The organism is Aeromonas sp. 82P, from assembly GCF_051919365.1.
Lineage (GTDB): Bacteria > Pseudomonadota > Gammaproteobacteria > Enterobacterales > Aeromonadaceae > Aeromonas > Aeromonas veronii.
Window position 1 is genome coordinate 375,001 of record NZ_JBQBEV010000001.1, and the last position, 15,098, is coordinate 390,098.

Here is a 15,098-nt window from a genome sequence, read left to right on the forward strand (position 1 = left end):
GAGAATACCAAGGCGCTTGAGAGAACTCGGGTGAAGGAACTAGGCAAAATAGAACCGTAACTTCGGGAGAAGGTTCGCTCTTGACAGTGAAGTCCCTTGCGGATGGAGCAGTTGGGAGTCGCAGTGACCAGATGGCTGGGACTGTTTATCAAAAACACAGCACTCTGCAAACACGAAAGTGGACGTATAGGGTGTGACACCTGCCCGGTGCCGGAAGGTTAATTGATGGGGTTAGCGCAAGCGAAGCTCTTGATCGAAGCCCCGGTAAACGGCGGCCGTAACTATAACGGTCCTAAGGTAGCGAAATTCCTTGTCGGGTAAGTTCCGACCTGCACGAATGGTGTAACCATGGCCATGCTGTCTCCACCCGAGACTCAGTGAAATCGAATTCGCCGTGAAGATGCGGTGTACCCGCGGCTAGACGGAAAGACCCCGTGAACCTTTACTACAGCTTGGCACTGAACATTGAACCTACATGTGTAGGATAGGTGGGAGGCTTTGAAGGCGTGACGCCAGTTGCGCTGGAGCCGTCCTTGAAATACCACCCTTGTATGTTTGATGTTCTAACGCAGGGCCCTGAATCGGGCTCGCGGACAGTGCCTGGTGGGTAGTTTGACTGGGGCGGTCTCCTCCCAAAGAGTAACGGAGGAGCACGAAGGTTGGCTAATCCTGGTCGGACATCAGGAGGTTAGTGCAATGGCATAAGCCAGCTTAACTGCGAGACGGACAGGTCGAGCAGGTACGAAAGTAGGTCATAGTGATCCGGTGGTTCTGAATGGAAGGGCCATCGCTCAACGGATAAAAGGTACTCCGGGGATAACAGGCTGATACCGCCCAAGAGTTCATATCGACGGCGGTGTTTGGCACCTCGATGTCGGCTCATCACATCCTGGGGCTGAAGTCGGTCCCAAGGGTATGGCTGTTCGCCATTTAAAGTGGTACGCGAGCTGGGTTCAGAACGTCGTGAGACAGTTCGGTCCCTATCTGCCGTGGGCGTTGGATGATTGAAGGGAGTTGCTCCTAGTACGAGAGGACCGGAGTGAACGAACCTCTGGTGTTCGGGTTGTCACGCCAGTGGCACTGCCCGGTAGCTAAGTTCGGAATCGATAACCGCTGAAAGCATCTAAGCGGGAAGCGAGCCCTGAGATGAGTCATCCCTGACCCCTTGAGGGTCCTAAAGGGCCGTTGGAGACCACAACGTTGATAGGCGGGGTGTGTAAGTGCAGCGATGCATTGAGCTAACCCGTACTAATTACCCGTGAGGCTTAACCATACAACACCCAAGAAGTGTTCTAAGGCTTGTAGCAAATAGAACGAACTACTCAAAATTCAGTGATAACGACAAGCCACGAGCAACATCGTTATTCACGTCAGCTTTCTGGATTAAGAATTTGCCTGGCGGCCATAGCGCCGTGGAACCACCTGATCCCATGCCGAACTCAGAAGTGAAACGCGGTAGCGCCGATGGTAGTGTGGCATTCGCCATGCGAGAGTAGGACACTGCCAGGCACCCAATTTCAAGATTACGCCCAGCGTGGTCTTTACCGGTTAGTGTGCTGATATGGCTCAGTCGGTAGAGCGCATCCTTGGTAAGGATGAGGTCCCCAGTTCGATTCTGGGTATCAGCACCATTAAATAGAAAGCCTCCCTGAAAAGGGAGGCTTTTTTTCATCTGTCAGTTTTCTTATATCCCCCTACATTCCCTATTCCCGCAACCCCCTCTGCCTGCAGTCGACACAGTTTATCTGCTGATTTGAGTCCCGGTGTGTTACTCATGTGACTGCTATTGAGGGTTTTATCCAGATATTTAACCATGATTGATTGATGTAAAACGTTTTACATGTAAAATCCGGCGCGTTTTGCCTATTACGTGGAGAGAGAGCATGGCGCAGGATAACGAATACTGTTTGGGGGCGGTACCCGCCAAAGGGCGCAAAGGTGTGCTGTCGCTGATGCTGGTGATGCTAGGCCTGACCTTCTTCTCTGCCAGCATGTGGACCGGTGGTGCGCTGGGCACCGGGCTGGTGTTCGATGACTTCATCAAGGCGGTACTGCTCGGCAACTTGCTGCTGGGTATCTACACAGCCTGTCTCGGTTATATCGGTGCCTCAACCGGTCTCTCTACCCATCTGCTGGCTCGTTACTCCTTTGGGGTGAAAGGTTCCTGGCTGCCATCCCTGCTGCTCGGCGGTACTCAGGTCGGCTGGTTTGGCGTTGGCGTGGCGATGTTTGCCCTGCCGGTGCAGAAGGCGACCGGCATACATGTGAACTGGCTGATCGCCATTTCGGGCATTTTGATGACGGTGACCGTCTACTTCGGCATCTCCGCCCTGATGGTGCTGAGCTTTGTGGCCGTACCGGCCATTGCACTGCTTGGCGGCTACTCGGTCTGGCTGGCGGTGACCTCGACCGGTGGCATGGCTGCACTGCAGCAGGTACAACCAAGCAATCCCATCGAGTTCACCACGGCGTTGACCATGGTGGTCGGTTCCTTTATCAGTGCAGGAACCCTGACCGCCGACTTTGTCCGCTTTGGTCGCAAACCCTGGGGTGCCGTCATGATTACCATGGTGGCGTTTTTTTTGGGCAACACGCTAATGTTCGTGTTCGGTGCAGCTGGTGCGGCGGTAACGGGGCAGGCCGATATCTCGGAAGTGATGCTGATGCAGGGGCTGTTGATCTCCGCCATCCTGGTGTTGGGCCTCAATATCTGGACCACCAACGACAACGCGCTCTATGCCTCCGGCCTCGGTTTTGCCAACATTACCGGCCTCAAGAGCAAGCCCCTCAGCGTGATCAACGGCCTAGTCGGTACCGCCTGTGCCCTCTGGCTTTACAACAACTTTGTCGGCTGGCTGGCCTTTTTGAGTACGGCAATTCCGCCGATCGGTGGCATTATCATCATGGATTTCCTGCTCAATCGTGAGCGTTACCGTCAATTTGCCGATCAGCTGTTCGAGACGGTCCGCTGGCAGGCGCTGGTCGCTACGGCAGTCGGGGTGGCTGTCGGCAAGTGGCTACCGGGCATAGTGCCACTTAACGCGGTATTGGGCGCCGCCTTCACCTATTTCATTCTGGTTCGCCTCACCCAGCGGCCGGTTCTGGTACAGGAAGCTAACAAATGCTGATTCAACATATTCGTTTGGCCGATCGGGAAGGGTTGTGGCAGATCCGCTGTCAGGATGGGGTCATCACCGCCATCGAGCCCCATGACGAGCATGCCGTCGCCGGTCGGGTGCTGGACGGGGAGGGCGGTCTGGCGATCGCCCCCTTTATCGAACCCCACATTCACCTCGATACCACCCAGACAGCGGGCGAGCCGAGCTGGAACCTCTCCGGCACCCTGTTCGAGGGGATCGAGCGCTGGGCCGAGCGCAAGGCGCTGCTGACCCATGAGGATGTGAAACAGCGTGCCATCCAGACGCTGAAGTGGCAGATCGCCAACGGCATCCAGTTCGTCCGTACTCATGTCGATGTCTCCGACCCCAATCTGGTGGCGCTCAAGGCGATGCTGGAGGTGCGGGAGGAGATGAAGGAGTGGGTCGAGCTGCAGATCGTTGCTTTCCCGCAGGAGGGGATCCTCTCCTACCCCAACGGCAAGGCACTGCTGGAGGAGGCGCTCAAGCTGGGGGCCGATGTGGTCGGTGCTATTCCCCATTTCGAGTTCACCCGGGAATATGGTGTCGAAAGTCTGCACTACATCTTCGATCTTGCCGAGAAGTATCAGGTTCTGGTCGATGTGCACTGTGACGAAATCGATGACGAGCAGTCCCGTTTCATCGAGACGCTGGCAACTCTGGCCTACGAGCGGGGTATCGGCCACCGTGTCACTGCCAGTCACACTACCGCAATGCACTCCTACAATGGCGCCTATGCTTCCCGCCTGTTCCGGTTGCTCAAGATGGCAGACATCAACTTTGTGGCCAATCCGCTGGTGAACATTCACCTGCAGGGTCGGTTCGATACCTATCCCAAACGCCGCGGCATTACCCGGGTGAAGGAGATGCTGGAGGCGAACATCAACGTCTGCTTCGGTCACGACGACGTGTTCGATCCCTGGTATCCCATGGGCACCGCCAACATGTTGCAAGTGCTGCACATGGGGCTGCATGTCTGCCAGATCATGGGTTACGAGCAGATCAACGACGGTCTGAAGCTGATCAGCAGCCACAGCGCCCGCACCCTGAATGTGCAGGATCGCTATGGTATCGAGGTGGGCAAACCGGCCAACCTGTTGATCCTGCCCGCCGAGAACGGCTTCGATGCGGTGCGCCGTCAGGTGCCGGTGCGTTACTCGATCCGTCACGGCAAGGTGATTGCCCAGACCCGCCCGGCCCAGACCGAGATCGTGCTGGGTCAGCCCGAGTCCATCGATTTTCGCCGCTGAGATTTCAATCAGGCTGGATGTCGATTAGTTCCGCCTCTGGGCACAAGGGCCGCCATTGCGACATAATGGCGGTCTGACCCTGAGGGAGTGACACCATGCAAACCTGGTTCTATGTTGCTGCAGGGGGCGCCATCGGCGCCTGCCTTCGTTTTGGGATCGCCGAACTGATGGCCTTGCTGCTGGGGCGCCACTTTCCTTACGGGACTCTGGTGGTCAACGTGGTGGGCTCTTTCATCATGGGGGTGGCATTTGCCCTCATCAGTCACGGTCATGTGGTAGAACACCCGATGAAGCCGCTGCTGATGGTGGGGATCCTCGGTGCCCTGACCACGTTTTCTTCCTTTGCCCTCGATACGGTAGTGCTGGCTCAACATGGGGCCTATCTGAAAGCGCTGCTCAATATCGGTCTCAATCTCTTCCTCTGTCTGGCCATGGTGGTGCTGGGCATGCAGTTGGTTGCGAGCCGGGTTTAAGGTGTCCGGACGCCAGTGGCTCTGGTAAACTGGCGGCCATTCTTTGCTCTATGGGTGTTTAAGGGATGTCAGAACAAGCAACGACAACGCATTTTGGCTTTAAAACCGTGGCCGCGACCGAGAAGGAAACTCTGGTAGCAGGTGTCTTCCATTCGGTGGCAGCCAAGTATGATCTGATGAACGATCTGATGTCGTTCGGCATCCACCGCCTGTGGAAGCGCTTCACCATCGACTGTTCCGGTGTGCGCAAGGGTCAGAAGGTGCTGGATCTGGCCGGTGGTACCGGTGACTTGACCGCCAAGTTTTCCCGCATCGTAGGCGAGACCGGTCAGGTGGTGCTGGCGGATATCAACGACTCCATGCTGAAAGTGGGCCGCGACAAGCTGCGCAATCTGGGGGTCGCCAACAACGTCTCCTACGTGCAGGCCAATGCCGAGGCGCTCCCTTTCCCCGATAACCACTTCGACGTCATCACCATCGGCTTCGGTCTGCGCAACGTCACCGACAAGGACAAGGCGCTCGCCTCCATGTTCCGGGTGCTCAAGCCGGGTGGCCGTCTGCTGGTGCTGGAGTTCTCCAAGCCGGTCAGTGAAGTGATCGCCAAGCTCTATGACCTCTACTCCTTCAAACTGCTGCCGAAAATGGGCGAAATTGTCGCGAACGACAGTGAAAGCTACAAATATCTGGCAGAGTCCATCCGCATGCACCCGGATCAACAGACCCTGGCCGGCATGATGGAAAATGTCGGTTTCGAGCAGGTGGAGTACTTCAATCTGACTCAGGGTGTGGTCGCCCTGCACCGCGGTTACAAGTTTTAAGGTTGCCTATGCCGATGGATGCCATGGTCACCGCGGTGATCGAAACCAGCCTCAACCAGTTGCTGGCGCTGGACAAACAGAGCCCGGAGCGGCTGCGCAAACTGGTGGGCAAGGTGCTCAAGCTGGAGCTGCGTGAACTCAAGCCACTCTGGTTTGTCTTCTCCGAGCGTCGGCTGGATGTGCTGGCCCAGCATGAAGGGGAGGCCGATGCGGTGCTCAGCCTGTCGCTGACCGCCCTCGGTCTGCTGAAAGACCCGTCCGCCCTGACCCGCTATATCCGCGAGGAGAAGCTGGATCTGAGCGGTGATCCCCAGCTGGTACAGGCATTCAGCGTGCTATTGGGTGAGCTGGATATCGACTGGGAAGAGGAGCTGTCGCGCTATACCGGCGACGTGCTGGCCCACACCCTGTTCAGCGGTGCCCGTCAGGCCCGTCGCCTGCTCGGTCGCGAGCTGTGCCGCACCCGCAGCCAGCTGGCGGAATATCTGACCGAAGAGGCCCGCCTCGCCCCCGGTCCGCTGGAGGTGGCGAGTTTCAACGATGACGTCGAGGTGCTGGCCCAGCAGCTCAAGGCCGTCGAACTGCGGCTGGCCCGCTTCGAACAGCAGGTGACCTGATGACCCCGAAGGAGTTCAAACGCCTCTATCGCATCATCACCATCCTGCTGGAGCAGGGCATCGACGAACTGGTGCCGGCCCGCTATCAACCCTGGCCGGGTCGTCTGGCCCGTCGCTCCCTGTTCTGGCTCAAGAACAAGCAACCGGATCTCAGCCGCGGTGCCCGCATCCGCCTCGCCTTCGAGGCCCTTGGCCCCATCTTCATTAAGTTTGGCCAGATGCTCTCGACCCGCCGCGACCTGTTGCCGCCGGATATCGCCGAGGAGCTGGCCCTGCTGCAGGACAGGGTGCCCCCCTTCTGTGGTCAGGCGGCGCGCCAGCAGATCGAGCTGAGCCTGGGTTGTCCCATCGAAACCCTGTTTGACGACTTCGACGAGACGCCGCTGGCGTCGGCTTCCATCGCGCAGGTGCATACCGCCCGCTTGAAGGAGAGTGGTCGCGAGATCGTCATCAAGGTGATCCGTCCCGACATCGAGCCTGTCATCGAGGCTGACCTGCGGTTGATGCAGGCGCTGGCCCGTCTGGTGGCCCGCTTCGTGCCCCAGAGTGCACGACTGCGCCCCATCGAGGTGGTGGAGGAGTATCGCAAGACCATCCTCGACGAGCTGAATTTGATGCGCGAAGCGGCCAACGCCATCCAGCTACGGCGCAACTTCACCGGCTCCGAAGCGCTCTATGTGCCTGAAATCATCACTGATCTCTGCCGCGAGCAGGTGCTGGTGATGGAGCGCATCTACGGTATTCCGGTCTCCGACATTCCAGCGCTGGAAGCCAACGGCACCAACATGAAGCTGCTGGCCGAGCGCGGGGTAGAGGTTTTCTTCACCCAGGTGTTCCGCGACAGCTTCTTCCATGCCGATATGCACCCGGGCAACATCTTCGTCTCTTACGAACATCCGGAAAACCCGCTCTGGATCGGCATCGACTGCGGCATCGTCGGTACCCTCAATCGGGAAGACAAACGCTATCTGGCGGAGAACTTCCTCGCCTTCTTCAACCGAGACTATCGCCGGGTGGCAGAGCTGCACGTGGAGTCGGGCTGGGTGCCGGCAGATACCAAGGTGGACGAGTTCGAGTTCGCCATCCGCACCGTGCTGGAGCCCATCTTCGAGAAGCCGCTCTCCGAGATCTCGTTCGGTCACGTGCTGCTCAACCTGTTCAATACCGCGCGTCGCTTCCATATGACGGTGCAGCCGCAGCTGGTGCTGCTGCAAAAGACCCTGCTCTATGTGGAAGGGTTGGGGCGTCAGCTCTACCCGCAGCTCGATTTGTGGCAGACCGCCAAGCCGTTCCTCGAAAACTGGATGCACGAACAGGTCGGGCCCAAGTCGGTATTGAACGCTATCAAGGAGAAGGCGCCATTCTGGGCGGAGAAGCTGCCGGAGCTGCCGGAGCTGGTCTATGAGACTCTGCGTCAGACCCGTCATCAGCAGCGCCATTTCGACCAGATGTTTGCCGAGTTCCGCCGTCACAGCCGTCGGCAGGGGCAGGCCCGCTACCTCTTAGGGGTTGGAGCCAGCCTGCTATTGGCGGGTGTATTCTTGCTAACCCAAAAACAACACATTGAGTGGGGACAAGCCAGTCTCGCCGGTGCAGCCCTCTGCTGGCTGGTCGGCTGGTTGCGAACCCGTTCCCATTAATCAACAACCGCGCCGTCAGGCGCCTGTTCTGGAGAGAAAATCATGGGTGGTATCAGTATTTGGCAATTGTTGATCATCGCAGTCATCGTCGTGCTGCTGTTCGGAACCAAGAAACTGCGCGGCATTGGCGGTGATCTGGGCGCGGCGGTCAAAGGGTTCAAGAAAGCCCTCTCCGACGAGCCGGCTGATGCCAAGGCCGAGCAGAAAGATGCCGAGTTTCCCCCGAAACAGCTGAACGAAGCGGCCACTCAGAGCAGTGAGACCGCCAAGCAGAAAGACAAAGACCAGGCCTAAGCCATGTTCGATATCGGTTTTTGGGAGCTGGTCGTTATCGGTGTGGTAGCACTGGTGGTACTGGGGCCCGAGCGGCTGCCGGTTGCCATCCGCACGGCTACCCACTGGATCCGCCTCATTCGTTCGACCGCGAACTCGGTCAAGTCCGAGCTGGAGCAGGAGCTCAAGTTGCAAGAGCTGCACAACGACCTGAAGAAGGCGGAACAGTTGCAGATGAGCAACCTGAGCCCCGAGCTGCAGGAGTCCATCGAACAGCTCAAAGCGGCGGCCCAGTCGGTCAATCGCCCCTATCAGGTGGAGAACGAGATCCGTCCGCCGCGCCCTGAGCCGGTCGCCCAGGCTGAGCCTGCCACGCCGGTGGAGCCTGCGGTGCAACTGAGCCACGACGTGCCACCGGTCAATAGCCAGCGGGAGAGTGAGCCGGTGCCGGTCAGCGATTCCGCAGTAAAAGGGGAGGTGAAGCCATGAGTCAGGCCGAACAACCCCTGATCAGCCATCTGGTTGAGCTGAGAACCCGTTTGCTGCGCTCCATTACCGCCATCCTCGTGGTGTTTCTGGCTCTGATCTACTTCTCCAACAACATCTACGACTTCGTGGCCCAGCCGCTGCTCAGCCAGTTGCCGGAAGGGACCAGCATGATCGCGACGGATGTGGCGACCCCCTTCCTGACGCCGATCAAGCTGACGCTGGTGGTCTCCTTCTTCGTGGCGATCCCCTATCTGCTCTATCAGGCTTGGGCTTTTATCGCCCCCGGTCTGTACCAGCATGAGCGGCGCCTGATCATGCCGTTGGTGGTCTCCAGTGCCCTGTTGTTCTATGCGGGGATGGCGTTCGCCTACTACGTGGTGTTCCCGCTGGTGTTCGGTTTCTTCACCAGTACCGCCCCTGCCGGGGTGACGGTGGCGACCGACATCGCCAGCTATCTGGACTTCGTACTGACCCTGTTCTTTGCGTTCGGGGTGGCGTTCGAAATTCCGGTGGCCACCATACTGCTCTGCTGGACTGGCGTGACCACACCGCAAAACCTGAAGGAGAAACGTCCTTACGTTGTCGTCGGGGTGTTTGTGGTCGGCATGCTGCTGACACCGCCTGATGTCTTCTCCCAGACCCTGCTCGCCATTCCGATGTGGGCGCTGTGGGAGATAGGTCTGTTCTTCGCCCGCTTCTACGTGAAGAAAGAGGATGAAGAACAACAGGAACAACCGGATGGGGAGAGCTGAGGCTCTGTTCGTCACCTGTTTGCCGGACGGCGAGAGGATGACGACGTCCGCAGGAATAGCAGAGCGAGGGGAGCTGAGGCTCCCTTCCTCTTTTCATGCTCCCGTTCGAGGCGTATGGTAAGACCCCATTCGGTAGATGGTTTTCAAATACCTGATATGTATTCCTTTTGTTCGGAACGTCTCATTCCATGATCGATATCGGTTTAAACCTGACCAGCAGCCAGTTCGCCGGTGAACAGCCTGAGCTGGTGGCCCGTGCCCGTGCCGCCGGGGTGGAAGCGCTTATCCTCACCGGTACCGATCTGGCTGGCAGCTGCGAGAGCGCCGAGTTGGCCGCCCGCTGGCCGGGCTACTGCTTCTCCACCGCCGGGGTACACCCTCACGATGCCAAGAGTGTCGATGAGGCGACCCTGCCCGCCTTGCGCGAGCTGGCAGCCTTGCCGCAGGTGGTCGCTATTGGCGAGTGCGGCCTCGACTACAACCGCGACTTCTCCCCCCGTCCGGTGCAGGATGCGGTATTCGACGCCCAGCTGGCACTGGCCGCCGAGCTCGGGATGCCGGTGTTTCTCCACTGCCGCGATGCCCACGCCCGTTTTATCGAGATCCTCCGTCCCTGGTTGCCGAAACTACCGGGAGCCGTGCTGCACTGCTTCACCGGTTCCGATGAGGAGCTGGACGAGTGTCTGGCGCTGGGGCTGCATATCGGGGTGACTGGCTGGCTCTGCGACGAGCGCCGTGGTCAGCTGCTGCGCGAACAGGTAGCGCGTATTCCGGCCGGTCGGCTGATGATCGAGACCGATGCCCCCTATCTGGTGCCGCGAGATCTGAAACCGCGCCCGAAACGCAACGAACCCGCTTTTTTGCCGCACATCGCCCAGGTGGTGGCGGCCTGTCGTGGTGAAGCGCCCGAGGCCTTGCTGGCCCATACCCGGGCCACCTCCGCCGCGTTCTTCCAACTTCCTCTCCAGGAGTGATTCATGGCTACAACTCTTCCGGGCGCCTTTCCGGGCCGCCGCCTGCGCCGTCTGCGCAAACATGATTTCAGCCGTCGTCTGGTGCGCGAGAACGTACTGACCGTCAACGATCTCATCTATCCGGTGTTCGTGCTGGAGGGGGAGAACCGTCGGGAAGCCGTTCCCTCCATGCCGGGGGTGGAGCGTCTCTCCATCGATCTGTTGCTGGAGGAAGCAGCCGAGCTGGTGGAGCTGGGCGTACCTGCCATTGCCCTGTTCCCGGTCACTCCGCTGGAGAGCAAGAGCCTGATGGCGGAAGAGGCCTACAACCCGAACGGACTGGCCCAGCGCACCGTGCGTGCCCTCAAGGCCCGCTTCCCGGAGCTCGGGGTCATCACCGACGTGGCGCTCGATCCGTTCACCACCCACGGTCAGGACGGCATCATAGATGACGAAGGCTATGTGCTGAACGACATCACCACCGAGATCCTGATCAAGCAGGCGCTCTCCCACGCCGAAGCCGGGGTCGATATAGTCGCGCCGTCCGACATGATGGATGGCCGCATCGGTGCCATCCGCGCCGCGCTGGAAGAGAACGGCTTCATCAACACCCAGATCATGGCCTACTCCGCCAAGTACGCCTCCTGCTACTACGGCCCGTTCCGCGATGCGGTTGGCTCTGCCGGCAACCTCGGCAAGAGCAACAAGGCCACCTATCAGATGGATCCGGCCAACAGTAACGAAGCCCTGCACGAAGTGGCGCTGGATATTCAGGAAGGGGCCGACAGCGTGATGGTCAAGCCAGGTATGCCCTATCTGGACGTGGTTCGTCAGGTGAAGGATCAGTTCGGCGTGCCGACCTTCGCCTATCAGGTGAGCGGCGAGTACGCCATGCACATGGCAGCGATCCAGAACGGCTGGCTGAAAGAGAAGGAGACCATCATGGAGTCCCTGCTCTGCTTCAAGCGGGCCGGGGCCGATGGCATCCTCACCTACTTCGCCAAGCGCGTGGCGCAGTGGCTGAAGGAAGATGCCCGTTAAGCCGGGTTGAAGAGAGAAACGAGAGGGGGAGCCGATGGCTCCCCCTCTGTCGTTATGGCTCTCTTTTGGTCACGAGCGGCTGATTACAGCTTGGTCCAGGCATCGCTCCAGTGGCTGCCGGTACCCGGGGCATAGTGGCTGGTCGAGCCGCCACACCAGCCGCTGTACGGCCAGGGTTTGCACTCGTAGTCGCCACCGGCATTGCTGACCCGTTCACCACTCTGATAAGCGGTGCCCGCAACATAGGCCGGGTAGCTGCCGTTACCACCGTCACTGTCACCACCTGGAGCCTGTTCCACCAACGTCAGGGTGAAGCGGCGCTCGAAGCCCTGCTTGCTCCCCTCCGCCATGCCCGCCAGCAACAGCTCGTAACTGCCGGCCGCTAGGCCTGACTGCGTCAGCTGCAGGGAACCCTGACCATCGATCAGAGCGCTGCCGGTAGCGACCGGATTGCCATCCTGCAACAGGGTCGCGGTGACGGTCACCGGGTTGGCGGTGGTCAGCGTCAGGCTGAAGTCGAGCGCGCCGTTAACGATGGAATATTCAGACGCCAGGTCGGTGACGGTGAAGTCACTGCTGCTACCGGTCGTGGGCAGGATGAAGTCTCCGCTCAGGTAGGTCAGACCGGTCCAGCCGGAGCTGGTCAGCCAGTGCTTGCCATTGGTCTGATAGACGTTGGGCAACTGGGTGCACTGTTTGTTGTCATTGACGAAGCCGATACCGTAAAAGCCCGCCACATTCTTGTAGCAGAGCTGGCGACCATTCTGGTGCAGCACTGGTTGATCCAGCTTGCCCTTGTGGTGGAGTGACAGCCAGTCAAACTGGTTGATGGCCGAGACCAGCGGCACAAACTGGCCATCGGGCTGACGATAACGGATCAGGGATCCGGCATCACAGAGCAGACCATCAGCCTGCTGTTCGACGTAGCCGTAGTACTGCTCGCCATCCTGGAAGGTGAACCGGCAGAGATTGCCTTTCTCCGACTCCTTGGGGATCCAGCCCATCAGCAGTCGCTCCTGATTGTTCAGGGCCGCCAGCTGCCCGGCACTGAAGTCGCTGCCGTTGGCTACCCAGCCTTGCGGCATGGTGGAGAATTGCATGAAGTAGTGGTCGGTATAGTACATGTGGCTGTCAGCGCGGTGCTTGCGAGCCCCCTGGCTGACCGAGTTGTAGCGATAGATGTCGTTTTCCGGCTTGTGGAAACCGTTGAGATCATCGTCCAGATAGGGCAGGTCGCCCTTGCGGATATGGTAGTTGGCCATACCCGTCATCAAGGGATGCCAGCCGTGGCTGCCACGGGCAAACGCGCTCTCATGGCTGTAGGACTTCCCATCGAAGCCGTGGCCAAATTCGTGGGCAATGATGCCCCAGCCGCCGTAGTAGTGGCTGACAAAGTTAAAGGTATCGACCCCGGTGATGCCACCACTCCCCAGCCCACCCCCCATGGCGGTGATCCCCAGGTTGAGGTAGGGGCGCTTCATCAGGCTGTGGTAGTAGTAGTCATAATCGGCTGCCGTAAAGATCCCGTTCGGCACATAGCTGTTGCCGCCATTGCCGAACATCTCGTAGCCGTTCACCGCCTTGAAGTTGTACCAGACGTGTTTGAACTCCTCGGTCGAGACCATGTAGGCCAGGTTGGTGGCGATGATCAGCCATTCGCGGGCGTAGAGGGCATTGATGGGGCGCCAGGAGCCGCTGGTGTTGGTGGCGAAGCGCACGTTCCAGCTTGGCTTGAGGCGTGCCAGCTTCTGGGCAAACGGATCCGAGTTGGAGCTGAACCTGTGCTCGAACTGGGCGGGCAGATTGATGCTGTTGTCGAGCAGGTTGTTGAGATCAAACACACCATCGCGGCTGGCGCTGTTGAAGCGTCCCTGCTCGCCAAAGGCGCTCAGTGGCAGTGTGATTTGGGCATAGGCGGGCAGGCGATCGAGCTGGCCCAGGATCAGCCACTTGTTGATACCGTTCAGGCGTGACTCGATATTGATGTCATGCAGCTCTCTGGCGGCATAGTTGGTGATGCGCACCGTGTCGTTATCAAGCAGCTCGGTCTTGACCAGCGAATTGATGTTGACCGAACGCTGGGCGCGATCGATCAGCACCTCGTAGGGTTCGTCATTGCGCAGTATGTAGCTGACTGCGGCCGGCATCAGCTGATCGAAGATCAGCGGGCGAGCCGGCAACTGCTCGTCGGCCGTGAAGCTGATCTCCTTGCTCAGCAGCTGGTTGAAACCCAGGCCGCGCTCGTTGGCGGTGACAAGCGCCGATCCCGCCAGCTGGAGATCTTTCAGCGCCGCCACGGGCTGCTGGTTGATCTCCCGGACAGTAAAGGTCGGGTTCTTGAACTGAAAGTCGTTGGCGATCAGGGTATCGGCATCATGCCACTCGATGCGGTCCTTGAAGTTCACCACCAGCCGATCGCCATCCATGTCGATTTTTTGCAGATTGCTGTCGGCGATCACCTGCTCAGGCGCCAGCGGTGTGTTGCTGGCGATGGCATCAGCCAGTTTGCGCAAGTCATAGATGTAGTAGTTTTTGCCGGCGGTGTGGGCCAGGAGATAGTCACCCACCTGATGGAGTTGCACCAGACGGTGGCTGTATTTTCCTTCAAAGGCGAGCCGACCGGCGATGGGGGTCTTGAGGCTGTTCTCCGGCGTCACATCCTGCTGGCGGTAGACCTTGATCTCGCTCAGCGCATCTGCCACCAGCACGTAATCCTGATTGGCAAAGACGGCCTGGGCGCGGTGCAGGCTGTTGCTGCCGGAATCCCGACCGGTTCCCAGGGTGGTGACATGGCGATGTTCATCGGCCAGATCGAAGATATCGACCCGGTGCGAGTAGCGCGAGACCACGTAGAGCAGGTTGTTGCGGACAAACAGTTCGCTGACCTGGTTGTAGGCCGTGGCACTGCCGGTTGCGGTGCCGCGGATCTCGCCAATCTGCTGGCGGTTCGGGATATCGATAATGGCCACATGGCCCGGATTGCCGTTCTGGCTGACATAGAGCCGATCCTGATAGCGCTCGACCGCCGTAATCAGGCTGGCGTCCAGCCCCAGCTGGTCGGCCGTCAGCTCCTCGCCTTTGTCCAGATATTGCAGCGAGGTGGCAAACGAGTTGACGCTGCAGGAGCTGGTCTCCATCACCACCTGGGTGCGTTCGCCATTCTGGATCTGGCCGTGGGGGAAGTACTCCAGCAGACAGCCGTTGCCGTAGTCATAGTTGCCAAAGCGTTTGTTGACTGCTACGACCCCACCGTCGTACCAGGTCAGCTCCCACTCCTCATCGAAGAAATCAAAGACGTTACGAATGGCTGTTTCGTCGAAAAAGTGGGGTTTGGGCAGATCGAACAGGATGTGGTTATCCGCTGTCAGCGGGTAGAGCAGGCCGTTGATGGCAAGGTGTCGCTTGCCATCCTTGATGATCACGTTCTGCTCGTCAGCCGCACTCTGGTGCAGCGCGGCGAGGCGCGCCGTCATCTGTTCGTAGTGCTCCTGATAGGTTTGTTTGAAATAGGCTTGTTCGCGCTCATCGGCCACGACATGGGCCGACAGCAGCAAACCGAGCAGGGTGGCAAGCTTGGTGGTTCTTGGCATGGTGATTTCCTTATCTTGGTTGTTGTTGGACGTTTTTTGGTGCTTGGCAAGCATGTAAAAGAGAG

12 protein-coding genes, 1 tRNA gene and 2 rRNA genes (1 of these 15 running past the window's edge) are annotated in these 15,098 nt (G+C 59.1%); 14 read left to right on the forward strand and 1 reads right to left on the reverse strand.

Annotated features, from left to right (window positions below; genetic code table 11):
- The 14 genes from ACTG2S_RS01730 to hemB form a co-directional block, all read left to right on the forward strand.
- Window positions 1-1,273, forward strand: a 23S ribosomal RNA gene (locus ACTG2S_RS01730) (it extends 1,617 nt beyond the left edge of the window).
- Between the two features lie 121 nt (window positions 1,274-1,394).
- Window positions 1,395-1,509: ribosomal RNA gene (gene rrf, locus ACTG2S_RS01735) — 5S ribosomal RNA — on the forward strand.
- Window positions 1,510-1,555: 46 nt separating this feature from the next.
- Window positions 1,556-1,631 (forward strand) — tRNA-Thr (locus ACTG2S_RS01740).
- 252 nt (window positions 1,632-1,883) lie between these two features.
- Window positions 1,884-3,128, forward strand: coding sequence for a cytosine permease (gene codB / locus ACTG2S_RS01745; RefSeq protein WP_439981911.1), 1,245 nt, complete (start codon window positions 1,884-1,886; stop codon window positions 3,126-3,128).
- Window positions 3,122-4,387 carry a cytosine deaminase gene (locus tag ACTG2S_RS01750; protein ID WP_439981912.1) on the forward strand — a complete coding sequence of 422 codons (1,266 nt, stop codon included), beginning with the start codon at window positions 3,122-3,124 and terminating at the stop codon, window positions 4,385-4,387. Before codB ends, ACTG2S_RS01750 begins: the two co-directional genes overlap by 7 nt.
- Window positions 4,388-4,482: 95 nt before the next feature.
- Window positions 4,483-4,860 (forward strand): fluoride efflux transporter CrcB, encoded by a 378-nt coding sequence (gene crcB, locus ACTG2S_RS01755; protein WP_005339378.1) that lies wholly within the window; start codon window positions 4,483-4,485, stop codon window positions 4,858-4,860.
- Window positions 4,861-4,925: 65 nt separating this feature from the next.
- Entirely contained in the window at window positions 4,926-5,678 is a 753-nt protein-coding gene (gene ubiE, locus ACTG2S_RS01760) for a bifunctional demethylmenaquinone methyltransferase/2-methoxy-6-polyprenyl-1,4-benzoquinol methylase UbiE (protein WP_005342396.1), read from the forward strand.
- Window positions 5,679-5,686: 8 nt separating this feature from the next.
- Entirely contained in the window at window positions 5,687-6,295 is a 609-nt protein-coding gene (locus ACTG2S_RS01765; protein ID WP_069528557.1) for a ubiquinone biosynthesis accessory factor UbiJ, read from the forward strand.
- Window positions 6,295-7,935 (forward strand): ubiquinone biosynthesis regulatory protein kinase UbiB, encoded by a 1,641-nt coding sequence (ubiB, locus tag ACTG2S_RS01770; protein ID WP_005339383.1) that lies wholly within the window; start codon window positions 6,295-6,297, stop codon window positions 7,933-7,935. Before ACTG2S_RS01765 ends, ubiB begins: the two co-directional genes overlap by 1 nt.
- 42 nt (window positions 7,936-7,977) lie before the next feature.
- Window positions 7,978-8,229 (forward strand): Sec-independent protein translocase subunit TatA, encoded by a 252-nt coding sequence (tatA, locus tag ACTG2S_RS01775; RefSeq protein ID WP_005339385.1) that lies wholly within the window; start codon window positions 7,978-7,980, stop codon window positions 8,227-8,229.
- Window positions 8,230-8,232: 3 nt separating this feature from the next.
- A complete protein-coding gene (gene tatB / locus ACTG2S_RS01780; protein ID WP_005342398.1) occupies window positions 8,233-8,697 on the forward strand; it encodes a Sec-independent protein translocase protein TatB in 465 nt (154 codons plus the stop codon).
- Window positions 8,694-9,449, forward strand: coding sequence for a twin-arginine translocase subunit TatC (gene tatC, locus ACTG2S_RS01785; RefSeq protein WP_005339388.1), 756 nt, complete (start codon window positions 8,694-8,696; stop codon window positions 9,447-9,449). The genes tatB and tatC overlap by 4 nt, the downstream gene beginning before the upstream one ends.
- A 188-nt stretch (window positions 9,450-9,637) precedes the next feature.
- Window positions 9,638-10,423 (forward strand): TatD family hydrolase, encoded by a 786-nt coding sequence (locus ACTG2S_RS01790; protein WP_201988141.1) that lies wholly within the window; start codon window positions 9,638-9,640, stop codon window positions 10,421-10,423.
- 3 nt (window positions 10,424-10,426) lie between these two features.
- Entirely contained in the window at window positions 10,427-11,443 is a 1,017-nt protein-coding gene (gene hemB / locus ACTG2S_RS01795; RefSeq protein WP_005357271.1) for a porphobilinogen synthase, read from the forward strand.
- An 83-nt stretch (window positions 11,444-11,526) separates the two neighbouring features.
- On the opposite strand, the gene ACTG2S_RS01800 is transcribed toward hemB, so the two are convergent.
- Window positions 11,527-15,033 carry a hypothetical protein gene (locus ACTG2S_RS01800; RefSeq protein WP_429212195.1) on the reverse strand — a complete coding sequence of 1,169 codons (3,507 nt, stop codon included), beginning with the start codon at window positions 15,031-15,033 and terminating at the stop codon, window positions 11,527-11,529.
- Between the last annotated feature and the right edge of the window lie 65 nt (window positions 15,034-15,098).